Source organism: Streptomyces sp. NPDC060000, from assembly GCF_042737375.1.
Lineage (GTDB): Bacteria > Actinomycetota > Actinomycetes > Streptomycetales > Streptomycetaceae > Streptomyces.
The window spans coordinates 14,785-36,096 of the sequence record NZ_JBHWUU010000024.1; the positions used below are offsets into that span (position 1 = coordinate 14,785).

The window sequence follows — 21,312 nt, forward strand, 5'->3', positions numbered from 1 at the left end:
GACGTCTGGTGTCGGTGGGACAAAGTAGTCTTGAGCCCATGCCTGAACGCCGTACCGTCGCACTCGTCACTCTTGGCTGCGCCCGCAACGAGGTGGACTCGGAGGAGCTCGCAGGCCGTTTGGAGGCGGACGGCTGGCACCTCGTGGAGGACGCCGAGGACGCGGACGTCGCTGTCGTCAACACCTGCGGCTTCGTCGACGCCGCCAAGAAGGACTCCGTCGACGCCCTGCTGGAGGCCAACGACCTCAAGGGGCATGGCAGAACCCAGGCCGTCGTGGCGGTCGGCTGCATGGCCGAGCGGTACGGCAAGGAACTCGCCGACGCCCTGCCCGAGGCCGACGGCGTGCTCGGCTTCGACGACTACGCCGACATCTCCGACCGCCTCCAGACCATCCTGAACGGGGGCATCCACGCCTCCCACACCCCCCGCGACCGGCGCAAGCTGCTGCCGATCAGCCCGGCGGAGCGGCAGTCGGCGTCGGACGTGGCGCTGCCGGGGCACGGCGCGCCGACGGACCTGCCGGAGGGGCTCGCCCCGCAGTCCGGCCCCCGCGCACCCCTGCGCCGACGCCTCGACGGCGCCCCGGTCGCCTCGGTCAAGCTCGCCTCCGGCTGCGACCGGCGCTGCTCCTTCTGCGCCATCCCGTCCTTCCGCGGCTCCTTCATCTCGCGCCGGCCCAGCGACGTGCTGAACGAGACGCGATGGCTGGCCGAGCAGGGCGTCAAGGAGATCATGCTGGTCTCCGAGAACAACACCTCCTACGGCAAGGACCTCGGCGACATCCGGCTGCTGGAGTCGCTGCTGCCCGAGCTGGCGGACATCGACGGCCTCGAGCGGGTGCGGGTCAGCTACCTCCAGCCGGCCGAGATGCGGCCCGGTCTGATCGACGTGCTGACCTCGACGCCGAAGATCGCGCCCTACTTCGACCTGTCCTTCCAGCACTCCGCGCCCGGTGTGCTGCGCGCGATGCGCCGCTTCGGTGACACCGACCGCTTCCTGGAGCTGCTCGACACCATCCGGAGCAAGGCGCCCCAGGCGGGCGTGCGCTCCAACTTCATCGTGGGCTTCCCCGGCGAGTCCGAGGCCGACCTGGCCGAGCTGGAGCGCTTCCTGAACGGCGCGCGGCTGGACGCGATCGGCGTCTTCGGCTACTCCGACGAGGACGGCACCGAGGCCGCGACCTACGAGGACAAGCTCGACGTGGACGTCGTGGCCGAGCGGCTCGCCCGGGTCTCGCGGCTCGCCGAGGAGCTCGTCTCGCAGCGGGCCGAGGAGCGCGTGGGCGAGACCGTGCACGTACTCGTGGAGTCCGTGGACGAGGAGGGCGTCCACGGCCGCGGGGCGCACCAGGCTCCGGAGACGGACGGCCAGGTGCTGCTCACATCGGGCGAAAACTTGAGCGTCGGTCGTATGGTCGAGGCGAAGGTGGTCGGTACGGAAGGTGTCGACCTGGTGGCCGAGCCCCTGCCGGGCTCGTTCGGGTGTAGTGAGGAGGCGGGCAGATGACGGGTGTTCCGACATCGGCTGCGGGCGGCTCCTCGCCGGCCTCACCGGTCTCGCAGACCTCACCGGATTCCCAGGCCTCGCAGAGCGCACAAGCTCCGCAGAGTGTGCAGGCGAGAGCCGCGGTACCGCTTCCGGGAACGTCCGCCGCCGCCGAACCGGCCTCGGGCACCGACCCTGAGGGTGCCGCCAGGCCGCCGCGCGGCGCGAAGCTGGCGGCTGCCGCCGTCAACCAGGCGAGCGTATGGAACATCGCGAATCTGCTGACGATGCTCCGGCTGATCCTGGTACCGGGCTTCGTCGCGCTGATGCTGGCCGACGGCGGCTATGACCCGGCCTGGCGTGCGTTCGCCTGGGCGGCCTTCGCGATCGCCATGATCACCGACCTGTTCGACGGGCACCTGGCGCGGACGTACGACCTCGTCACCGACTTCGGGAAGATCGCCGACCCCATCGCCGACAAGGCGATCATGGGAGCGGCGCTGATCTGTCTCTCCTCGCTCGGCGACCTGCCGTGGTGGGTGACGATCGTGATCCTCGGCCGGGAACTCGGGATCACACTGCTGCGTTTTGTGGTCATCCGGTACGGCGTCATCCCGGCGAGCCGGGGCGGCAAGCTGAAGACGCTCGTCCAGGGCGTGGCCGTCGGGATGTACGTCCTGGCGCTGACAGGGTGGCTGGCCACCCTGCGGTTCTGGGTGATGGCCGTGGCGGTCGTCCTGACCGTGGTGACCGGGCTCGACTACATAAGACAGGCCATTGTGCTGCGCAGGCAGGGAATCGCGGAGCGCAAGGCCGCGTTGGAGGAGACGCAAGAGTGAAGTCCCCGGCCACCGACGTGGTGCGACTACTCACCGTGAGGGCGGAGACGCTCGCCGTGGCCGAGTCGCTGACCGGTGGCCTGGTCGCGGCAGAGATCACAGCGGTCCCCGGCGCGTCCAAGGTCTTCCGCGGTTCCGTCACCGCCTACGCCACGGAACTCAAGCACGAGCTGCTCGGAGTGGACGCGGATCTGCTGGCCGCACGCGGTGCCGTGGACGCGCAGGTCGCGGCCCGGATGGCCGCCGGAGTCCGCAGGGCGCTGGGTGCCGACTGGGGCATCGCGACCACCGGAGTCGCCGGCCCCGACCCGCAGGACGGGCAGCCGGTGGGGACGGTCTTCGTGGCGGTGGAGGGGCCGTCCGGAGCGGATTCCCGTTCTGCCGCTGGCGGAAAAGTGGAGGCCCTGCGGTTGAACGGCGACCGGGCGGAAATTCGTAGAGAGAGTGTACGGAGCGTACTCGCGCTGCTCCTGACAGAGCTTGTGGGCGAACACACCGGGAATGAGCGGGCACAGGATACGGAACAGAACGGGGGGTTTTGATGTTTACAGCCCTGAGTGAACACGACATCGCTCCCCGCACGGCCGCGTCGCGAGGCGGTACGGTGGGGCGTGAAGGATGCGGCTACGCGGTCCGAGGAGGGAGCCACCGATGATTCTGCTCCGTCGCCTGCTGGGTGACGTGCTGCGTCGGCAGCGCCAGCGCCAGGGCCGTACTCTGCGCGAAGTCTCCTCGTCCGCCCGAGTCTCACTCGGCTATCTCTCCGAGGTGGAGCGGGGGCAGAAGGAGGCTTCCTCCGAGCTGCTCTCCGCCATCTGCGACGCGCTGGACGTACGGATGTCCGAGCTCATGCGGGAAGTGAGCGACGAGCTCGCTCTCGCCGAGCTGGCCCAGTCTGCAGCGGCCACCCCCGGCGGACCTGTACCCGCGTCGGTTCGTCCGATGCTGGGTTCCGTGTCGGTGACCGGTGTGCCACCGGAGCGGGTGACCATCAAAGCGCCCGCCGAGGCGGTGGACGTGGTCGCCGCGTAACGTTCGCGGGCGTGAGCGTCCGGCGCTCGGGCGTGTGACGTCCGGGCGTGTGAGTGACGCTACGCAGGCACGTGGACAGGCAAGTGTGAGGCCCCGGCCGGGGCCTCTCCGGGAAGACCCGGAGAGGGTGCGGTCGGGGTTTTTCGTGTCTGGCGTCCGTTTGCCGGTGCCGGGTGCTGAGGTCATCGTGGAGGGGCACGACGGGGGCCAACAAACGGAGGTACGGATGTACGTCGTGAAGAGTCCCCTGTCCGACGCCGATCTGAAGACCGTCTCGGAGGCGTTGCAGGGCGCCCTCGTCGATCTGATCGACCTCTCGCTCGTTGCCAAACAGGTCCACTGGAATGTCGTCGGGCCCCGCTTCCGGTCCGTCCACCTCCAGCTCGACGAGGTCGTGGACGTCGCCCGTGCCCACTCGGACACCGTGGCGGAGCGTGCTTCGGCACTGGGCGTCTCGCCGGACGGACGTGCGGCGACGGTCTCGGTAGGCAGCGGCATCGGGGCGGTGCCGGCGGGCTGGATCAAGGACTCCGACGCGGTGGGGACCCTCGTCACCGCTCTGAGCGCGGTGATCACCCGGATGCGGGAACGGGTGGCGGCCACCGGGGACGCGGATCCCGTGAGCCAGGACATCTTCATCGGCATCACCGCCGATCTCGAGAAGCATCACTGGATGTTCCAGGCGGAGAACGTGTGAGACGGCGGAGAACGTGAGAAACGGCGGAGAACGTGAGAAACGGCGGAGCGGCGCGGGTGATGCGTCGCTGTGCCGCCCGTACGTCGCCCCGCCCGGCGGGTGAGGGCGGGCGTCCCGCGACGGCCTCCCCGGAGGCGGGTGGGGTTACTCGGGTGTCGTGGTGAGGCTTGGGCTGGAGGTGACGGCCATGGCGGGGCGAATAGCTGCGCAGGGGGCCGCGCTGGGGCTCGCGGGGCTCGGTATGGGGCTGGGCGCCGTGTGGTGGTGGGCCGTGGTGAGGCTCGTCGTGGTGCCCGACGCCGGGGCGCTGGAGGGAGCGGTAGCCGCCGGAGGGTGGGGGCTGAGCCTGCTGCCGGTGCACTGCGTGGCCAAGGCGCGTGCGGCGGGGGCGGTCGCGGACGGGCGATGGAAGGCTGCCTGGCGGGGCGCTGGAAGGAGCGGGAGAGCCGGAGGCGGGGACGGAGGGGCTGCGGGCGGCCGGGCTGCGGGCGGCGGCGTGGCGGGCTGAAGTGTCTGGGGGCGTGGGAAGGGGGCGAGGGGCGAGAGGGGGCGACGAGGGCCGTGGGGCGTGGACGGGGTGGGCGAGGGGCGTGGGCGGTGGCCGGGCCGTCGGTGTCCGAGGGTGGGCTCAGGGTGGTCGGCGCGGCGGCGGTGGTGGTGGTACTTGGCGGTGCTGGAGCCGCTGACTCCGGCAGGCGGGCGGCTGGGGCGTCGGCGGGCTGAAGGGCCGGCTGGGGCGTGGGGCAGCGGTGAGACCGCGATTGGGGCTGGGCGCCTGGATGGGGAGGGGTCTTGCGAGGGGCTGCCCGGTGCGGACGGCGGTTCTGGCTCAGGGGTGAGGCGTGTGGACGGGCGGGGTGGTGTCGGGTCGGGGGCTGGGTACGGAGGCCGGGCGGTGGGTGAGGCGGGCGGAGCTGCCGGGGGAGTCGGGTCGGAGTCGGCATGGGGCGGAGCGTGGGTGGAGGCCGGGGCGGCCGGGGGCGTGCTCGGGCGAGGCGGGGCCGAGGGCGACCAGGGGTCGGCGTGGTCGGCGTGGGGTGGAGCGGGTCGGGTGGCGGCAGTGCGTTTTGGGAGGGCGTGGGGTGGGGTCCGCGTAGGTGGCGCTGGGGTGTGTCGATCACCAGGGCATTGCCACGCCACCGTTCGGGCGGAGGATCTGGCCCGTTGTGAATGCCGACGCGTCCGAGGCCAGGTGGAGTACGGCGTGGGCGATGTCCTCGGGCTGGCCGACCCGACCGAGCGGCGACATGCGGGCCATGCGCGTCTCGGTGTGCGCCTGCGCGTCGGCGTCGTGGCGGTCGGTCATGGGTGTGCGGATCCAGCCCGGGGCGACGGCGTTGACGCGGATGCCGTGCCTGCCGACCTCCGTCGCGAGGGTTTTCGTCAACTGCACCACGGCCGCCTTGGCGACGCCGTAGCAGAGCAGGCCGGGGCCACCGGTGTCCACGGCGCCCGAGGCCATGGTGATGATGCTCCCGCGGGTGTCGCGCGCCAGCATCAGGCGGGCGGCTTCCTGGCAGGCGTAGAGGACGCCCTTGAAGTTGACGGCCAGGATCCGGTCGAAATCCTCGTCCCTGGTCTCCAGGACCGGGCTGCTGTGCATGATCCCGGCGACGGCGGCCATGATGTCCAGCCGCTCGCAGGATTCGACGGCCTGCCGGACCTGGACCCGGTCCGTGACGTCGAGGTGGTGGGTGCGGGCTGTGCCGCCCAGGTCCTTGATCAGCGTCGCCGTTTCGTGCAGGCCCTGCGCGTCGCGGTCCGCCCCGTGCACGGTGGCGCCCGCCTGGGCGAGCAGTACGGCGCAGGCGCGGCCGATTCCGCTCGCGGCGCCGGTGACGAATGCGGTGCGTCCGGTGAGGTCGTACGCCTTCACAACCATGAAGGGACGGTACGAGGGTTCCTGACGGTCCGTCAATTGTGGTGACCGGTGCGGATGCCGGGCGGAGGAACCGCAACGGGGTCGCGGGTGTGGGGTGGTGCGGGCGCTCAACGGGTGGTGCGTGAGCGGAGTCGGCGCGTTGGCGGGGAGCCGGGTGCCGGGGCGGGGCCGGTCTGGCAGGCGGGGCACCAGTAGGTCGGGCGCTCGCGCGAGCCGTCGCCCTGGTCGGCCAGCCGGACCCGAGTTCCGCAGCGCAGACAGGGGCGGGGCGCGCGGCCGTAGACGAAGAGGTCCTGGCCGCGGCGGCCCGTCGTGCTGCGGACCGGGCGGTCGCGGTTGGCCTCCAGCAGCTTCTTCGCGAGGGCGGGCAGCTTGGCGGCGCGGTCGGCGGGGAGCGCGCCGACGGGGAGCCACGGGGTGGCGCCCAGAAGGAAGCAGAGCTCGCACTTGTAGACATTGCCGATGCCGGCGAGGTTGCGCTGGTCGAGAAGGGCCTCGCCGAGTGAGCGGGTGGGGTCCGTGAGGAGATTGGCGAGTGCCTGCTCGGGGTTCCAGTCGGGTCCCAGCAGGTCGGGACCGAGGTGGCCGACGGCTTGTTGTTCGTCGGCGGTGCGCAACAGCTCGAGGACGGGGAGGCGGTAACCGACGGCGGTGCGGTCATGGGTGCCGAGGATCACCCGGATCTGGTGTGCCGGGCCGCCGGTCCAGCGCTGGTCGTTCGCGAACACCTTCCAGGAGCCGTCCATGCGCAGGTGGGAGTGGAGCGTCAGGCCGCCTTCGACGCGGGTGAGGAGGTGTTTGCCGCGCGAAGCGACGTCCAGGACGGTGCGGCCGGTGAGGTCTGCGGTGGCGTATTTGGGCACCCGGAGATCCGAACGGGTCAGCACCTTGCCGGCGAGGGCGTCGTGCAGACGCCTCGCGGCCTGCCAGACCGTGTCACCTTCGGGCATGGGTCAAGGGTGACATGCGAGTCGCTCCGGGCGGGGTGTGGCGGTCATGCGCGCAGTCGCAGGCCGCGTGGGGTCGCGATGAAGCCCGCTCCTTCCAGGAGGGTGCCGATGGGGGAGGTGAGAGCCGAGACGCCGTTGACGCGCTCCACGGTGACGGTGCCGAGGGAGCCCGCGCGCGCGGCCTCCGCGAGAGCCTCCGCGGCGGTGTGCAGGCGCGGATCGTCGGTGGGGGCGTCCTCGCCGTTGGGGGTGGAGGGCCAGGCCAGCAGAGTCTTGCCGCCGCGTTCCATGTAGAGCGTGAGTTCGCCGTCCACGAGCACCACCAGGGAACCGGCCTTGCGGCCCGGTTTGTGCCCGGCGCCGGTCGGTGGTTCGGGCCAGCCCAGCGCGGCGCCGTACGCGTTCGCCGGATCGGCGGCGGCGAGGACGACGGCGCGGGAGGTGGGGGACGGGGTCCCGTAGCGGTCGCGGTTCGGGGCGCTTCGGGTGGTGCGGTGGCCGGGGGAGCCCGAGCCGTTCGGGAAGCCTGCGCCCTTCGTGACGCCCGAGACGTTCGGGAATCCGCTGCCCCCTCGGGGGCCGCCGGCGCCCGGGGAGGCGAAGTCCAGGGGGGACACGTACGTGTCCCCCGAGGCGGGGGTCGCCGGGGCGCCGAACGGGGAGGGCGAGCGGGCGTCGAGGCCCGGTGCGTCCCATGCGTCGTCGGCCGGGAAGCCGTCGGAGAAGCCGTAGTCGTCCGTGGGGCCCGCCGCCTGCCGCGGGCCCGGCAGCGACTCACCGCGGTCGCGGGCGTTGGCCACGGCGCGCAGCCGGTCCACGGCACCGTCCATGGCGAACTGGGCCGCACCGAGACCTTCGACGACATATCCGCGACGGGCCTGACCGCTCTCCTCGAAGACGGACAGAATGCGGTACGTCGCCGAGAAGCCGCCTTCGACGCCCTCGGCGGCGACCGCGCCCCGGGTCACCACGCCGTGCCGGTCGAGCAGGGTGCGGGCCAGGGCGTGGGCGCGGACCGTCGGATCGGGTTCGTGGGCGGGCAGGAGGGACCAGCGTCCGGCGACGGTCGGTGGGCCGCTGCGGGAGGCGGGCCGGGCCGCGGCTGTGAGCGAGCCGTAGCGGCCGCGCGGGACCGTGCGCTTGGCACGATGGGCCGTGGAGCCGGCCGTGCGGCCCGAGCCCAGCAGGGCGCGCAGGGGGGCGAGCGTGTCGTTGGTGAGCCGGCCGGACCAGGCCAGATCCCAGACGGTGTCGGCGAGTTGCGGGTCCGTGGCGTCGGGGTGCGTGGTGGCGCGGACCTGATCGGCGATCTGGCGGAAGAACAGGCCGTAGCCCCCGGACAGGGCGTCCAGGACCGACTGGTGAAGTGTCGTCAGCTCCAGCGGGTGGGGCGGCGGCAGGAGCAGCGGCGCCGCGTCCGCGAGGTACAGGGAGATCCAGCCGTCCTTGCCGGGGAGGGCGCCCGCTCCGGCCCAGACCACATCTCCGGCCGCGGTGAGTTCGTCGAGCATGGCTGGGGCGTAGTCCCGTACGCGGGACGGCAGGACGAGCCTCTCCAGTGCCGAGGCGGGCACCGACGCGCCCTGGAGCTGCTCGAGGGCGCGCACCAGTCCGTCGGTGCCGCGCAGGGAGTGCGCCTTGCCGATGTGCTGCCACTGGGGCAGGAACTGGGCGAGCGCGGGCGGCGGCACCGGTTCCAGTTCGTGCCGCAGGGCGGCCAGGGAGCGGCGGCGCAGCCTGCGAAGAACCGTCGCGTCGCACCACTCCTGGCCGATGCCTGCCGGGTGGAACTCGCCCTGGACGACGCGCCCGCCGGCCGCGAGCCGCTGGAGGGCGCCCTCCGTCACCGCCACGCCGAGGCCGAAGCGGGCGGCCGCGCCGGCGGAGGTGAACGGCCCGTGGGTGCGGGCGTAGCGCGCGAGGAGGTCGCCGAGCGGATCCTTGACCGGCTCCGTGAAGGCTTCCGGTACTCCTACCGGCAGCGCGGTGCCCAGCGCGTCGCGCAGGCGGCCCGCGTCCTCGACCGCCGACCAGTGCTCGGCGCCGGCGATGCGGACCCGGATGGCACGGCGTGCGGCGCCCAGCTCCCGCGCCCACTGCGGTTCGGCGCCGCGTTCGGCCAGCTCGGTGTCGCTGAGCGGACCGAGGAGGCGCAGGAGGTCGGCCACACCTTCGGGGTCCTTCACCCGGCGGTCCTCGGTGAGCCACTGGAGTTCCTGTTCCAGTTCCGTGAGGACCTCGGCGTCGAGCAGTTCGCGCAGTTCCGCCTGGCCGAGCAGCTCGGCCAGCAGGCGGGAGTCGAGCGAGAGGGCGGCGGCGCGGCGCTCGGCGAGCGGGGAGTCGCCCTCGTAGAGGAACTGGGCGACGTAGCCGAAGAGGAGGGAGCGTGCGAAGGGGGACGGCTCCGGGGTCGTCACCTCGACCAAGCGCACCTTGCGGGCCTCCAGGTCGCCCATCAGCTCCACGAGACCGGGAACGTCGAAAACGTCCTGGAGGCACTCGCGGACCGCTTCCAGGACGATCGGGAACGAGCCGAACTCACTCGCCACCTGGAGCAGTTGGGCGGCGCGCTGGCGCTGCTGCCACAGCGGGGTGCGCTTGCCGGGGCTGCGGCGCGGCAGCAGCAGCGCGCGGGCGGCGCACTCGCGGAAGCGGGCCGCGAACAGGGCCGAGCCGCCGACCTGATCGGTGACGATCTGGTCGACCTCGCCCTTGTCGAAGACGACGTCCGCCGCGCCGACCGGCGCCTGTTCGGCGTCGTATTCCGTGCCGGCCTTCGCCGGCTCACGGTCGAGCAGGTCCAGGCTCATGAGATCGGCGTCCGGCAGACGCAGGACGATGCCGTCGTCGGCGTGCATGACCTGGGCGTCCATGCCGTAGCGCTCGGAGAGTTTCGCGCCCAGGGCGAGGGCCCAGGGGGCGTGGACCTGGGCTCCGAAGGGAGAGTGCACGACGACCCGCCAGTCGCCCAGCTCGTCCCGGAAACGCTCCACGACGATCGTCCGGTCGTCGGGGATGTGTCCGCAGGCCTGGCGCTGTTCGTCCAGGTAGGAGAGCACGTTGTCGGCCGCCCAGGCGTCCAGTCCCGCGGTGAGCAGCCGGAGCCGGGCGTCGTCCTTGGGCAGGGAGCCGACCTCGCGCAGGAACGCCCCCACCGCCCGCCCGAGTTCCAGCGGACGGCCCAGCTGGTCCCCCTTCCAGAAGGGCAGGCGGCCCGGGACGCCCGGAGCGGGGGAGACCAGGACGCGGTCGCGTGTGATGTCCTCGATGCGCCAGGAGCTGGTGCCGAGCGTGAAGACGTCGCCCACGCGGGACTCGTAGACCATCTCCTCGTCGAGCTCGCCGACGCGGCCGCCGCCCTTCTTGGGGTCGGCACCCGCCAGGAAGACGCCGAACAGGCCCCGGTCGGGGATCGTGCCCCCGGAGGTGACGGCCAGGCGCTGGGCGCCGGGACGGCCGGTGACCGTGCCGGCGACGCGGTCCCACACCACGCGCGGGCGCAGCTCGGCGAACGCGTCGGACGGGTAGCGGCCGGCCAGCATGTCCAGTACCGCGGTGAACGCCGACTCCGGGAGTGACGCGAACGGGGCGGCACGGCGGACCGTGGTCAGCAGGTCGTCGACCTGCCAGGTGTCGAGCGCGGTCATGGCGACGAGCTGCTGCGCCAGGACGTCCAAGGGGTTGGCGGGGACCTTCAGGGACTCGATCGAGCCCGTGCGCATCCGCTCGGTGACCACCGCGGCCTGGACGAGGTCACCGCGGTACTTCGGGAAGACCACGCCGGTGGACACAGCGCCCACCTGGTGCCCCGCGCGGCCGACGCGCTGGAGGCCCGAGGCCACCGAGGGCGGGGACTCGACCTGGATGACGAGATCGACCGCGCCCATGTCGATGCCGAGCTCGAGGCTTGAGGTCGCCACGACGGCGGGTAGCCGGCCGGCCTTGAGGTCCTCCTCCACGAGCGCGCGCTGTTCCTTCGAGACCGAGCCGTGGTGGGCGCGCGCGATGACGTGCGGGGCGCCCTGGGCCGCGCCCGAGCCGCCCATGAGCTCAGCGGGTGAGTGGTGCTCGTCCAGAGTCTCGCCGGTGGCCCGCTCGTAGGCGATCTCGTTGAGCCGGTTGCACAGGCGTTCGGCGAGTCGGCGGGAGTTGGCGAACACGATGGTGGAGCGGTGGGCCTGGACGAGGTCGGCGATCCGCTCCTCGACATGCGGCCAGATCGACGGACGCTCCGCACCCGCGGAGCCCTCGGCGACCGGGGAGCCGCCCAGCTCGCCCAGATCCTCGACGGGGACGACGACCGAGAGGTCGAACTCCTTGCCGGACTTCGGCTGGACGATCTCCACCTTGCGGTGGGGGGAGAGGTAACGCGCCACCTCGTCGACCGGGCGGACCGTGGCCGAGAGGCCGATACGGCGGGCCGGTTTCGGCAGTAGCTCGTCCAGCCGCTCCAGGGAGAGCGCCAGGTGCGCGCCGCGCTTGGTGCCCGCCACCGCGTGCACCTCGTCCAGGATCACCGTCTCGATGCCCGTCAGCGCGTCGCGCGTGGCTGACGTCAGCATCAGGAACAGGGACTCGGGCGTCGTGATCAGGATGTCCGGGGGGCGCGTGGACAGCGCGCGGCGCTCGGCGGGCGGGGTGTCGCCGGAGCGGATGCCGACCTTGACCTCCGGCTCGGGCCGGCCGAGACGCACGGACTCCTGGCGGATGCCGGTCAGGGGGCTGCGCAGGTTGCGCTCCACGTCGACCGCGAGGGCCTTGAGGGGCGAGACGTAGAGGACTCGGCAGCGCTTCTTCGGGTCGGCGGGTGGGGGTGTCGAGGCGAGCTGGTCCAGGGCGGCGAGGAAGGCGGCCAGCGTCTTCCCTGATCCGGTCGGGGCCACCACCAGCACGTCCGAGCCCTCCCCGATGGCCTGCCACGCGCCCGCCTGGGCCGCGGTGGGCGCGGAGAAGGCCCCCGTGAACCAGCCGCGGGTCGCGGGGGAGAAGCCGTCGAGGGCTCGGTGTGCGGAGCTGACCATGCGTCCATCCTGCACCCGGCCACTGACAATTGCTCTGACCTGCGGTGATGTGGCACCCCCCCGCTCGGTGCTGTCGGCACCGTCGGCGTCGGTCGTGCGGTGGCGTGGGGGGTTGGGGGGCGACGGTAACGGCGTGGGAAGCGGGCCTGGGGCGGGGCGCGGCGGCGCGTCGCGGAGAATGGAGAGGTGGTGAATTCGGTCTCGGGCGAACTGGCGCGGCACTGGCGGTATGCCGAGCTGCCCGGCGTCGATCTGCTGCGAGCCCGGTATGTCCGCAAGACCTTCGTACGGCACACCCACGAACATTTCGTGATCGCCGGCATCGCCGAGGGCGTGGAGGTCTTCCACCATCGGGGGGCCGATCAGTACGCGGGCGCGGGAACGCTCGCGCTGATCAACCCGGACACCCCGCACACCGGGCGGGCCGGGGTGCCGCAGGGGTGGCGCTACGGAGCCGTGTATCCGTCGCCCGACGTCGTGGCCGGGATCGCGGCCGAGACGACGACCCTTCGCGGTACCCCGGGGTTCGCCGATCCCGTGCTGGACGATCCGTACGCCGTCGCACTGGTGCATCAGGTGCTCCGAGCCGCCGAGGAGGGCAACGCGCTGGCCGCCGACACGCTGCTGCGGGTGGCCGTGACGCGGCTGCTGCGGCTCAACGGTGGACCGCTGCCGCAGCGGGAGGTGCGGTCGGCCGGGCAACGGGTCGCGGCACGCGCGCGTGCTGTGCTGGAGGAACGGCTGGCCGATCCGCCGACGCTGGAACAACTGGCCGGGGATCTGGGGACGAGTTCGTTCGCCCTGCTGCGGGCCTTCCGGGATGTGTACGGGCTGCCGCCCCACGCCTGGCTGACGGATGCCCGGGTGCGGCGGGCACGGCGCCTGCTGGACGCGGGGATTGCCCCCGCGGAGGCGGCCGTCGCGGTGGGGTTCACCGACCAGCCACACCTCAACCGCCACTTCGCCAGGATCGTCGGGGTCCCTCCGGGCGCGTACCAGCGGGAGCGCAAGAACGTACAAGACTCGCCCGGGGGGCTGCTCCTACCGTCGTGGGCGTGGCAGAACAGAAAGCTCTCACAGACATCCGGCCCGGCGGCGGGGGACGGCCGGACGCCGCCGTCGTACGGGACGCCCTCGGGGTCGGGATCGCCGTAGGGCTCTCCGGGTTCGCCTTCGGGGTGACCTCGGCGGGCGGTGGACTCTCGGTGTGGCAGACCTGCGCGCTCAGTCTCCTCGTCTTCACCGGCGCGTCCCAGTTCGCGCTGGTCGGGGCGCTGGCGGCGGGTGGTAATCCGCTGACGGCCGCCGCGGGCGCCTTCTTCCTCGGCGTGCGCAACGCCTTCTACGGTCTGCGTCTGTCACAGTCGCTGGCGCTCCCGCGCGCGGTGCGCCCGTTCGCCGCCCAGTGGGTGATCGACGAGACGGCGGCGGTCTCGCTCGCCCAGCCCGGGCGGCGCGCCGCGCGCATCGGCTTCGCCGTCACCGGGCTGACTCTGTACGTGTTGTGGAACCTCACCACGCTGGTGGGCGCCCTGGGTGCCGAGGCGATCGGGGACACGGACGCGTGGGGGCTCGACGCGGCCGGGCCCGCCGTCTTCCTGGCGCTGCTCGCGCCCATGCTGAGGACCACCGCCGAGCGGGCCGTCGCCGGGCTCGCGGTGCTCCTGGGGCTCGGTCTGCTGCCCGTGCTGCCCGCCGGGGTGCCCGTGCTGACCGCCGCGCTCGCCGCGCCGGTCGTCCTGTACCTCGAGGGCCGGCGCCGGGCCGGGCAGACCGGACGCGCCGGTCGGGTCGACATGGAGGAGGAGCAGCGTTGAACACCTGGATCGCGATCGGCGCGACCGCTGCCGGCTGCTATCTCGTCAAGCTCGCGGGACTGCTCGTACCCGCCGGTCTTCTCGAGCGGCCACTGGTCAGGCGGTTCGCGGCCCTGCTCCCCGTCGCCCTGCTCGCCGCCCTCACCGCTCAGCAGACCTTCGCGGACGGCCGGGCGCTCGTGCTGGACGCGAGGGCCGCGGGACTCGCCGCGGCCCTCGTCGCCCTCCTGATGCGCGCGCCCTTCCTGCTGGTCGTCGCCGCCGCCGTGATGGTCACGGCGGGGGTGCGGGCCATGGGTGGGTGACGGTGCAGGAGGGCGGGCGCGGGTTGCGGCGCCGGTGGCCGATCAGCCGATGGCGCGGCCGTAGGCCCTGAGGGTGCGCAGGGCCTCGATCGTCACCATGGGGCGTGCCTCCAGGGCGGTGCCGGGCGCCCAGCGACGCCATCGGACGGGCCAGCCGCCGTCCTGTTGCTGATCGTCGGCGAGGTGATCCAGGGAACTGGCCATCTCGTCGTCGGTGAACCATGCCCGCGCGAGGGAGTGCGGTGTACGCGCGAAGTCGTACGGGAAGTGGTGCTCACCGGGGGCGTAGCCGGGTGCGACCGAGTACGCGTCCAGGTCGTCCGGATCCAGCGCGGCGAGCCGGTGCGCGCGCACCAGGCGGCCCAGCCGGTCGGCGGCCGCCTCCGCTCGCGGGCGGTCGGCGGCGGAGTCCAGGAAGTCCACGGCCGCCTCGATCTCGTACGGATGGGACCGCTCGAGGGAGTCCACCGCCTGCCAGCAGAAGTCCGTGGCCCTGAACAGCCAGGCGTGCCACACGTCGTTGCGGTGCAGAAGGCCCACCACCGGCCCGGTGGACAGCAGTTCGCTGGGCGGGTCGTCCACGATCGGGATGAAGGGGGCCGCCGGGTACCCGCGCTGGCTGGGATGGATCGCGGGCAGCGCGCCGTCGCCGGTGGAGACCGAGGTCAGGTAGCGGCACACCCGCTCCACGCGCCGCCCGCCGAGCCGCCCGATCGAGTCCAGGACACGCAGTGCGCGCACGGTGTGCAGGGGCTGGCTCACGGGCCCGCGCAGATCGGGTTCCAGCGCATGGCCGTATCCACCGTCCTCGTTGAGGTAGGCGTCGAGGGCGGTCTCGACGGGGTCGGCGGCGCCGTGCAGGAAGTCGTGCGCGAAGATGCGCTGCTCCAGCACGCGCGCGGTGAGCCAGACGAAGTGCTCGGCGCGGAAGAGCGGGGAGTGCGCCGGGGGCGTCGGGGGGAGTGGGGATGCTCCGGTTTCGGCCATGCGTCAGACCGTAGGGCGGAAAGCGGTCTCGGCAGGCGGTCCCGGCGAGGGGCACCCCCGCGCGCGGGATACTGGTGTCATGCGGTTGACGGTCTTCTGGCAGCGAATGGACGAGCACTTCGGCACGGGGCATGCCGAGACATTCGCGCGCGATCACGTGATGGCGGAACTCGGCGGACGCACGGTGCACGAGGCGCTGGCGGACGGCTGGGAGGCCAAGGACGTGTGGCGCGTGGTGTGCGCGGTGATGAACGTTCCCCAGGAGATGCGCTGATCCGTCACGAAGATCGCAGGCGGTTGTCCGGCTGTCGGTGCCGTAGGCGAGACTTGGCTCGTGGAACCCACTGACGAGACCGGGCAGGCCGTCCGGCACACACCCCCGCCCGGCGCGAAGCCGCCCACCGGGCCGCCTCCGGCCGACGGCGGCGCCGAGCAGGGCGCACGGATGCCGCGCTGGCTTCCGCGCGCCATGGTGCTCGCGCTCGCTCTCATCGGTGCGTTCCAACTGGGCACCTGGGCCTTCCACCAGCTCATCAACCTGCTGATCAACATCCTGATCGCGTTCTTCCTGGCCCTCGCCGCAGAGCCGGCGGTCAGCCGGATGGCCGCCCGTGGGATGCGCAGGGGGCTCGCCACCTTCCTGGTCTTCTTCGGCCTGCTGATCGTGGTCGCCGGCTTCTTCACGCTGCTCGGCTCGATGCTCGCGGGTCAGATCATCAAGATGATCGAGGGCTTCCCGGAGTACCTCGACTCCGTGATCAACTGGGTCAACACGACCTTCCACACCAACCTCAGGCGTGTGGACATCCAGGAGGGCCTGCTCCACTCCGCCTGGCTGAAGAAGTACGCCCAGAACAGCGCCGCGGGAGTTCTGGACGTCTCCACGCAGGTCCTCGGCGGCCTCTTCCAACTGCTCACCATCGCCCTGTTCTCGTTCTACTTCGCCGCCGACGGACCGCGCCTGCGCCGCGCGCTGTGCTCCGTCCTGCCGCCCGCCAGGCAGACCGAGGTACTGCGGGCGTGGGAGATCGCCGTCGACAAGACCGGCGGCTACCTTTACTCGCGCGGACTGATGGCGTTGATCTCCGGCGTCGCCCACTACGTACTGCTCCAGGCTCTCGGCATCCCGTACGCGCCCGTGCTCGCCGTCTGGGTGGGGGTGGTCTCCCAGTTCATCCCCACCATCGGTACCTATCTCGCGGGCGCCCTGCCCATGCTGATCGCCTTCACGGTCTCGCCCCTGTACGCACTGTGGGTGCTCATCTTCGTCGTGGTCTACCAGCAGTTCGAGAACTACATGATTCAGCCCAAGCTGACCTCGAAGACCGTCGACATCCACCCCGCCGTCGCCTTCGGCTCCGTCATCGCGGGCACTGCCCTGCTCGGCGCCGTCGGCGCACTGATCTCCATCCCGGCGGTCGCGACGCTGCAGGCGTTCCTGGGCGCCTACGTGAAGCGTTACGACGTCACGGACGACCCCCGTGTCCACGGACACCGGGGGCGGGGCGACGGGCCGGGACCGCTCGCGAGCGCGAGGCGTCTGTGGGGGCGGGTTCGGGACCGGCGGAGCGGGTCGCGGGAGGGGTCCGACTGACGGCGAGCGGGAGTCAGTACCTGAGGACCGCCCATACCGCGGTGGTGGCGACCGAGGCCGCGTAACAACCCACGGCCGCGGCCACGATCCGCCACCGCACGGTCTCGCTCCAGCGGGTGCGGGACAGCAGCCAGGCCAGGGCAGGCAGTACCAGGACGGCGTGCAGGCTCACCCCGTGCAGGGGCTTGAGCGAGGCAGTGGAGTGGTAGGCCGCGTCCTGGTGCCCGGTGCGGGTGAGCACGACACCGCGCGCGATCATCGCCGCACCCGAGGCGAGCCCGACGAGCAGGATCGCGAAACCGGAGCGGACCGCGAGGGCCATCCCGGCCGGGCCCGTCGGCGGGTGCCGGAAGGACGCCATGGCGAACACGGTGAGCAGCACCATGAGGACCACGCCGCCGACCGTGAGTGTCATGGACACGGCCGTGTCGAAGGAGGTCTCCATGTTCAGGTGCGAGGGCACTCCCCGCCACGCCTGAAGGGTGATGCCCCCGACCTCCACGACGCAGTCGGCGGCGAACACCCCGAGCAGCGCGGTGCGCAGCCGTGGTCGGACCCGCGCATACGAAGTGACCTGGACGACCGCGAGGAGCGTCACCCCGAAGGAGAGCCCGAAGGTCACCGGCTTGCGCCAGGAGACGGGCCCGTTCCACGGACCGCCGCCGACGGCGAACACCGCCAGGTGGACGAGACCGGAGAGGATCAGCAGGAGCGCCGTCGCCTCGTAGAGGCGGTATGGACGGGGCAGGCGGGGAAGACGGAAAAGACGGGGCGGGCGGTACTGGCTGTCGAGGATGCGCAGGGGTTGCCGGAGCGGTGTCGGATGCCTCGGCACCGCTTCGCCGCGGGCCGGTCCGGTCGTCTGCTCGTTCATGAGCCGAGCGTCCCGGCTGCGCCGCAGGCCGTCGTCGTCCCGCCGGAGACACCCGCCGTACGCCCGCGGGAGCAGTCGGGAGCACGGGCGGGAGGGCCCGCCCGAGGGTTGCATCCGGGGCGTTGCCGGCACGTGAACGTAGCCTCGGAAGTGCCGCGTGGTGCGCTTGACACGAAAATCGAACATCTATTCTTATGGAGGCACCGGTAAGACTCTGGTCGGGCGTTCCGTCCCGGTTTGGACGGAGAAGCGCCCTAGTTATCCACAGGCCGGACCGGCGTCGGGGCGCATTGTCAGTGGCAGGCGTTAGCGTCTTTGACGTGAAGCGATCGACTCAAGCAAACCGGGTGGAACCCATGGCAGGAACCGACCGCGAGAAGGCATTGGATGCCGCACTCGCACAGATTGAACGGCAGTTCGGCAAGGGCGCCGTGATGCGTCTCGGCGAGCGGCCGAACGAGCCCATCGAGGTCATCCCCACCGGGTCGACCGCACTCGACGTCGCCCTCGGGGTCGGCGGTCTGCCGCGTGGCCGCGTGGTGGAGGTGTACGGCCCGGAGTCCTCCGGTAAGACCACGCTGACGCTGCACGCCGTGGCGAACGCGCAGAAGGCCGGCGGCCAGGTCGCCTTCGTGGACGCGGAGCACGCCCTCGACCCCGAGTACGCGAAGAAGCTCGGCGTCGACATCGACAACCTGATCCTCTCGCAGCCCGACAACGGCGAGCAGGCCCTCGAGATCGTGGACATGCTGGTCCGCTCCGGAGCCCTCGACCTCATCGTCATCGACTCCGTCGCCGCGCTCGTCCCGCGCGCGGAGATCGAGGGCGAGATGGGCGACAGCCACGTCGGTCTTCAGGCCCGGCTGATGAGCCAGGCGCTGCGGAAGATCACCAGCGCGCTCAACCAGTCCAAGACCACCGCGATCTTCATCAACCAGCTCCGCGAGAAGATCGGTGTGATGTTCGGCTCTCCGGAGACCACGACCGGTGGCCGGGCGCTGAAGTTCTACGCCTCGGTGCGACTCGACATCCGTCGCATCGAGACCCTGAAGGACGGCACGGACGCAGTCGGCAACCGCACCCGCGTCAAGGTCGTCAAGAACAAGGTCGCGCCGCCCTTCAAGCAGGCCGAGTTCGACATCCTCTACGGGCAGGGCATCAGCCGCGAGGGCGGTCTGATCGACATGGGCGTGGAGAACGGCTTCGTCCGCAAGGCCGGTGCCTGGTACACGTACGAGGGCGACCAGCTGGGACAGGGCAAGGAGAACGCCCGTAACTTCCTGAAGGACAACCCCGACCTCGCCAACGAGATCGAGAGGAAGATCAAGGAGAAGCTGGGCGTCGGCGTGCGTCCGGAGGAGCCCGCCGCCGAGCCGAGCACGGTCGCCGCGGTGGCCGCCGGCACGCCCGCGGACGACGCCACCAAGGCGGTTCCGGCTCCCGCAGCCAAGACCGCCAAGACCAAGGCCGCGGCTGCCAAGAGCTGACCGTGACGCGACGAACGGACTGGGCCGAGTACGTCTCCCCCGAGACCCCCCGAGAGGCGGGGGGCGGGGCCGACGGCGGCCCCGCCCAGGTCGGTGACGACCGGGCGGAGAGCGGCTCGTACCGGAGTGAGGGGACGGACGGCGACGGCCGGCCCCGTGGCGGCCGTGCTCGGCGCGGCACCGAAGGAGGTTCACGTGGCGGGCGTGGGCGCCGTCGGCGCGGCTTCGGAGAACCGTCCGCCGAGGACGGAGGCACCCCTTCCTCGTCCAGGGCCGAGCAGGGGGAGCCTTCAGGGGACCCGGCTGAGCGGGCACGGGCGATCTGCCTGCGCCTGCTCACCGGGACCCCGCGGACCCGGAAGCAACTCGCCGACGCCCTGCGTAAGAGAGAGATCCCGGACGACGTGGCGGAGGAGGTGCTCTCGCGGTTCGAGGAGGTCGGGCTGATCAACGACGGTGCCTTCGCGGACGCCTGGGTGGAGTCCCGCCACCACGGCCGGGGACTCGCCCGGCGCGCGCTCGCCCAGGAACTGCGGACCAAGGGGGTCGACCCGGCGCTGATCGGCGAGGCCGTCTCCCAGCTCGACTCCGAGCAGGAAGAGGAGACGGCGCGAGAACTCGTCGCCCGCAAGCTGCGCGCGACCCGCGGCCTCGACCGCGACAAACGGCTGCGCCGCCTCGCCGGCATGCTCGCGCGCAAGGGCTACCCCGAGGGCATGGCCCTGCGAGTGGTCCGGCAGGCGCTGGAGGAGGAGGGCGAGAACACGGAGTTCCTGGAGGACCAGGAGTTCTGAACGAGGTTTCTCCGCCCTCCTCGCATCCATCTCGGGTGGGGACAACCCCCCGCTGAGGACGCCGGATCACCGCAGTGCACAAGCATCTGTGCACAGGCGGCTGTGCACCGCGTACCGATGCCTTGCCGGTCCTGCTTTTCACCGTCGCGCTCGGCTCACCGTCGCCCTCGGCAGTGCTGTCGCCCTGTCGGTCCTGACCGCGTTCAGCATCGGTATGGCCGGTCGGGCGGCCCCTGGTCACCAGGGCCAACGCGGACACAGCCCCGCTGTACCTCCCGCCGGGGGCCTGGACCGCCGAGGGACCGGACCGCTGACGGACTGGATCACCAAGGAACTGGATCGCCAGTGGGCTGAGCCGGGCGGGCAGACAGTCCGGCTACGACGTCACCGGGAGCCCCGCCGCCTTCCAGGCCTGGAAACCGCCGACGAGGTCGGTGCTCCGGTGCAGCCCCAGCTGGTGCAGGGACGCGGCGGCCAGGCTCGACGCATAGCCCTCGTTGCAGATCACGACCACCCGCACGTCATGGCTCGTGGCTTCGGGGAGGCGGTGACTGCCCTGGGGGTCGAGGCGCCACTCCAGCTCATTGCGCTCGACGACCAGGGCACCGGGGATCAGACCGTCCCGCTCCCGCAGGGCCGCGTACCGGATGTCGACCAGCAGCGCCTCACCCGCGCGTGCGGCCTCGTACGCCTCTCGTGGCTCCACGCGCGTGTACCCCGTACGCACCCGCTCGAGCAGGTCGTCCACGCCCGTCGGCCGATCACCGTTCGGCAGGCCCTCGTGAGGGGCGCTCGGACCGCTCACTGCCAGTCCGCCGGACGCTCGACCTGCTCCAGCCGCAGGACGTGTCCCGTGCGGCTGTAGCGCCGGATGCGCGGCAGCGGGGGGTAGTAGGCGTGCACGGACACGGCGTGCTCCTCGGTGGACTCGTTGAGGACCTCGTGGACGTGGTGGCGTCCGAAGGAGCGACCCCGGCCGGCCTGCAGCGTGCGCTCCCGGTCCACGCCGTCCGTCAGCTCGAGGGTCTTCCAGCCGTCGGTGGGCAGCCGCGCGGCGAGCGAGTACTCCTTCAGCTCGCCCTGCGCGGTCAGGAAGGCGCCGACCGAGTCGGCGTGGTCGTGCCAGCCGGTCCCGGTGCCGGGGGGCCAGCCGATCAGCCAGGCCTCGCTGCCGCCGGGGCCCTCCAGGCGCACCCAGGTGCGGCCCTCCGGGTCGAGGGGGAGAGAAGCGATCAGCTCGGCGTCGGCGGCCGTACGCCGGACGAAGTCGAGGAGCTCCGCCTGCGTGGGCGCGGCGACGGCGGTGGGCGCGGAGGGGGAGACAGACACGGAAACCGTCCTGAGAACATTCGCGGGGAGAGCGCGGCCGCGCACGAGGCAGATGTGGCGTCGGCGGCGCGCGCCGGTGGGAAAAAGGGGGGGTGCGAATTCAGCAGGACGGGCGACACACGCAGCCCGCATAGCGGACGAGGTCCATATGGACCCTCCGCCACAGGCGCACATCGGTGTCGGTCACGATCCGGAGTACACCATGCCGGTGCACCCC

21 protein-coding genes are annotated in these 21,312 nt (G+C 72.0%); 13 read left to right on the forward strand and 8 right to left on the reverse strand.

Annotation, left to right across the window (positions count from 1 at the left end):
• The first annotated feature begins 38 nt into the window (after positions 1–38).
• The 6 genes from rimO (at position 39) to ACFWBB_RS15085 (ending at position 4,563) form a co-directional block, all read left to right on the forward strand.
• On the forward strand, positions 39–1,508 hold the full coding sequence (gene rimO / locus ACFWBB_RS15060) for a 30S ribosomal protein S12 methylthiotransferase RimO (protein WP_385271145.1): 1,470 nt from the start codon (positions 39–41) through the stop codon (positions 1,506–1,508).
• A complete protein-coding gene (gene pgsA / locus ACFWBB_RS15065) occupies positions 1,505–2,326 on the forward strand; it encodes a CDP-diacylglycerol--glycerol-3-phosphate 3-phosphatidyltransferase (RefSeq protein WP_385271148.1) in 822 nt (273 codons plus the stop codon). Before rimO ends, pgsA begins: the two co-directional genes overlap by 4 nt.
• Positions 2,323–2,868, forward strand: coding sequence for a CinA family protein (locus ACFWBB_RS15070; protein ID WP_385271151.1), 546 nt, complete (start codon positions 2,323–2,325; stop codon positions 2,866–2,868). The genes pgsA and ACFWBB_RS15070 overlap by 4 nt, the downstream gene beginning before the upstream one ends.
• Before the next feature lie 109 nt (positions 2,869–2,977).
• Complete coding sequence (locus ACFWBB_RS15075; RefSeq protein WP_385271154.1) at positions 2,978–3,358, forward strand: helix-turn-helix domain-containing protein; 381 nt, start codon at positions 2,978–2,980, stop codon at positions 3,356–3,358.
• 226 nt (positions 3,359–3,584) lie between these two features.
• A complete protein-coding gene (locus tag ACFWBB_RS15080; RefSeq protein ID WP_385271157.1) occupies positions 3,585–4,055 on the forward strand; it encodes a Dps family protein in 471 nt (156 codons plus the stop codon).
• A 187-nt stretch (positions 4,056–4,242) separates the two neighbouring features.
• Positions 4,243–4,563 carry a hypothetical protein gene (locus tag ACFWBB_RS15085; protein WP_385271160.1) on the forward strand — a complete coding sequence of 107 codons (321 nt, stop codon included), beginning with the start codon at positions 4,243–4,245 and terminating at the stop codon, positions 4,561–4,563.
• Between the two features lie 609 nt (positions 4,564–5,172).
• On the opposite strand, the gene ACFWBB_RS15090 is transcribed toward ACFWBB_RS15085, so the two are convergent.
• The 3 genes from ACFWBB_RS15090 to ACFWBB_RS15100 all read right to left on the reverse strand — a co-directional run bounded on the left by ACFWBB_RS15090 (position 5,173) and on the right by ACFWBB_RS15100 (position 11,908).
• Entirely contained in the window at positions 5,173–5,937 is a 765-nt protein-coding gene (locus tag ACFWBB_RS15090) for an SDR family NAD(P)-dependent oxidoreductase (RefSeq protein WP_385271163.1), read from the reverse strand.
• Between the two features lie 107 nt (positions 5,938–6,044).
• The gene (locus ACFWBB_RS15095) at positions 6,045–6,887 is read right to left on the reverse strand and encodes an Fpg/Nei family DNA glycosylase (RefSeq protein ID WP_385271166.1); all 843 of its coding nucleotides are present in this window, start codon (positions 6,885–6,887) and stop codon (positions 6,045–6,047) included.
• A 44-nt stretch (positions 6,888–6,931) separates the two neighbouring features.
• On the reverse strand, positions 6,932–11,908 hold the full coding sequence (locus ACFWBB_RS15100) for an ATP-dependent helicase (protein WP_385271169.1): 4,977 nt from the start codon (positions 11,906–11,908) through the stop codon (positions 6,932–6,934).
• A 189-nt stretch (positions 11,909–12,097) separates the two neighbouring features.
• On the opposite strand from ACFWBB_RS15100, the gene ACFWBB_RS15105 reads away from it, so the two are divergent.
• The 3 genes from ACFWBB_RS15105 to ACFWBB_RS15115 are packed head-to-tail and all read left to right on the forward strand — an operon-like array spanning position 12,098 to position 14,030.
• Positions 12,098–13,063: an AraC family transcriptional regulator gene (locus ACFWBB_RS15105; protein WP_385271172.1), complete on the forward strand. Its 966-nt coding sequence runs from the start codon at positions 12,098–12,100 to the stop codon at positions 13,061–13,063.
• Entirely contained in the window at positions 12,964–13,725 is a 762-nt protein-coding gene (locus ACFWBB_RS15110; RefSeq protein WP_385271175.1) for an AzlC family ABC transporter permease, read from the forward strand. Before ACFWBB_RS15105 ends, ACFWBB_RS15110 begins: the two co-directional genes overlap by 100 nt.
• Positions 13,722–14,030: an AzlD domain-containing protein gene (locus ACFWBB_RS15115; protein WP_385271178.1), complete on the forward strand. Its 309-nt coding sequence runs from the start codon at positions 13,722–13,724 to the stop codon at positions 14,028–14,030. Before ACFWBB_RS15110 ends, ACFWBB_RS15115 begins: the two co-directional genes overlap by 4 nt.
• A gap of 42 nt (positions 14,031–14,072) precedes the next feature.
• Here ACFWBB_RS15115 and ACFWBB_RS15120 read toward each other — a convergent pair whose 3' ends face one another.
• Positions 14,073–15,017: a hypothetical protein gene (locus ACFWBB_RS15120; RefSeq protein ID WP_385271181.1), complete on the reverse strand. Its 945-nt coding sequence runs from the start codon at positions 15,015–15,017 to the stop codon at positions 14,073–14,075.
• A 79-nt stretch (positions 15,018–15,096) separates the two neighbouring features.
• On the opposite strand from ACFWBB_RS15120, the gene ACFWBB_RS15125 reads away from it, so the two are divergent.
• Positions 15,097–15,291 (forward strand): DUF3046 domain-containing protein, encoded by a 195-nt coding sequence (locus ACFWBB_RS15125; RefSeq protein ID WP_385271184.1) that lies wholly within the window; start codon positions 15,097–15,099, stop codon positions 15,289–15,291.
• Between the two features lie 60 nt (positions 15,292–15,351).
• The gene (locus ACFWBB_RS15130; protein WP_385271187.1) at positions 15,352–16,611 is read left to right on the forward strand and encodes an AI-2E family transporter; all 1,260 of its coding nucleotides are present in this window, start codon (positions 15,352–15,354) and stop codon (positions 16,609–16,611) included.
• A 13-nt stretch (positions 16,612–16,624) separates the two neighbouring features.
• Here ACFWBB_RS15130 and ACFWBB_RS15135 read toward each other — a convergent pair whose 3' ends face one another.
• Positions 16,625–17,485, reverse strand: a complete 861-nt coding sequence (locus ACFWBB_RS15135) for a hypothetical protein (RefSeq protein WP_385271189.1) — start codon at positions 17,483–17,485, stop codon at positions 16,625–16,627.
• A 356-nt stretch (positions 17,486–17,841) separates the two neighbouring features.
• Between ACFWBB_RS15135 and recA the strand changes: the two genes are divergently transcribed.
• Positions 17,842–18,972, forward strand: coding sequence for a recombinase RecA (gene recA / locus ACFWBB_RS15140; RefSeq protein WP_385271192.1), 1,131 nt, complete (start codon positions 17,842–17,844; stop codon positions 18,970–18,972).
• Between the two features lie 2 nt (positions 18,973–18,974).
• On the forward strand, positions 18,975–19,766 hold the full coding sequence (recX, locus tag ACFWBB_RS15145) for a recombination regulator RecX (RefSeq protein WP_385271195.1): 792 nt from the start codon (positions 18,975–18,977) through the stop codon (positions 19,764–19,766).
• Between the two features lie 376 nt (positions 19,767–20,142).
• Here recX and ACFWBB_RS15150 read toward each other — a convergent pair whose 3' ends face one another.
• From ACFWBB_RS15150 to ACFWBB_RS15160, 3 genes are all read right to left on the reverse strand, one after another.
• On the reverse strand, positions 20,143–20,571 hold the full coding sequence (locus tag ACFWBB_RS15150) for a rhodanese-like domain-containing protein (protein WP_385271198.1): 429 nt from the start codon (positions 20,569–20,571) through the stop codon (positions 20,143–20,145).
• Positions 20,568–21,095: a cysteine dioxygenase gene (locus ACFWBB_RS15155; RefSeq protein ID WP_385271201.1), complete on the reverse strand. Its 528-nt coding sequence runs from the start codon at positions 21,093–21,095 to the stop codon at positions 20,568–20,570. The genes ACFWBB_RS15150 and ACFWBB_RS15155 overlap by 4 nt, the downstream gene beginning before the upstream one ends.
• Before the next feature lie 100 nt (positions 21,096–21,195).
• Positions 21,196–21,309: a putative leader peptide gene (locus ACFWBB_RS15160; RefSeq protein WP_373428926.1), complete on the reverse strand. Its 114-nt coding sequence runs from the start codon at positions 21,307–21,309 to the stop codon at positions 21,196–21,198.
• Positions 21,310–21,312: the final 3 nt, after the last annotated feature.

Bases quoted from the DNA above. Each gene is read 5' to 3' on its own strand.
- rimO (WP_385271145.1), top strand. From the start codon at position 39: ATGCCTGAACGCCGTACCGTCGCACTCGTCACTCTTGGCTGCGCCCGC.
- pgsA (WP_385271148.1), top strand. From the start codon at position 1,505: ATGACGGGTGTTCCGACATCGGCTGCGGGCGGCTCCTCGCCGGCCTCA.
- ACFWBB_RS15075 (WP_385271154.1), top strand. From the start codon at position 2,978: ATGATTCTGCTCCGTCGCCTGCTGGGTGACGTGCTGCGTCGGCAGCGC.
- ACFWBB_RS15080 (WP_385271157.1), top strand. From the start codon at position 3,585: ATGTACGTCGTGAAGAGTCCCCTGTCCGACGCCGATCTGAAGACCGTC.
- ACFWBB_RS15085 (WP_385271160.1), top strand. From the start codon at position 4,243: ATGGCGGGGCGAATAGCTGCGCAGGGGGCCGCGCTGGGGCTCGCGGGG.
- ACFWBB_RS15090 (WP_385271163.1), bottom strand. From the start codon at position 5,937: ATGGTTGTGAAGGCGTACGACCTCACCGGACGCACCGCATTCGTCACC.
- ACFWBB_RS15095 (WP_385271166.1), bottom strand. From the start codon at position 6,887: ATGCCCGAAGGTGACACGGTCTGGCAGGCCGCGAGGCGTCTGCACGAC.
- ACFWBB_RS15100 (WP_385271169.1), bottom strand. From the start codon at position 11,908: ATGGTCAGCTCCGCACACCGAGCCCTCGACGGCTTCTCCCCCGCGACC.
- ACFWBB_RS15120 (WP_385271181.1), bottom strand. From the start codon at position 15,017: ATGGCCGAAACCGGAGCATCCCCACTCCCCCCGACGCCCCCGGCGCAC.
- ACFWBB_RS15125 (WP_385271184.1), top strand. From the start codon at position 15,097: ATGCGGTTGACGGTCTTCTGGCAGCGAATGGACGAGCACTTCGGCACG.
- ACFWBB_RS15135 (WP_385271189.1), bottom strand. From the start codon at position 17,485: ATGAACGAGCAGACGACCGGACCGGCCCGCGGCGAAGCGGTGCCGAGG.
- recA (WP_385271192.1), top strand. From the start codon at position 17,842: ATGGCAGGAACCGACCGCGAGAAGGCATTGGATGCCGCACTCGCACAG.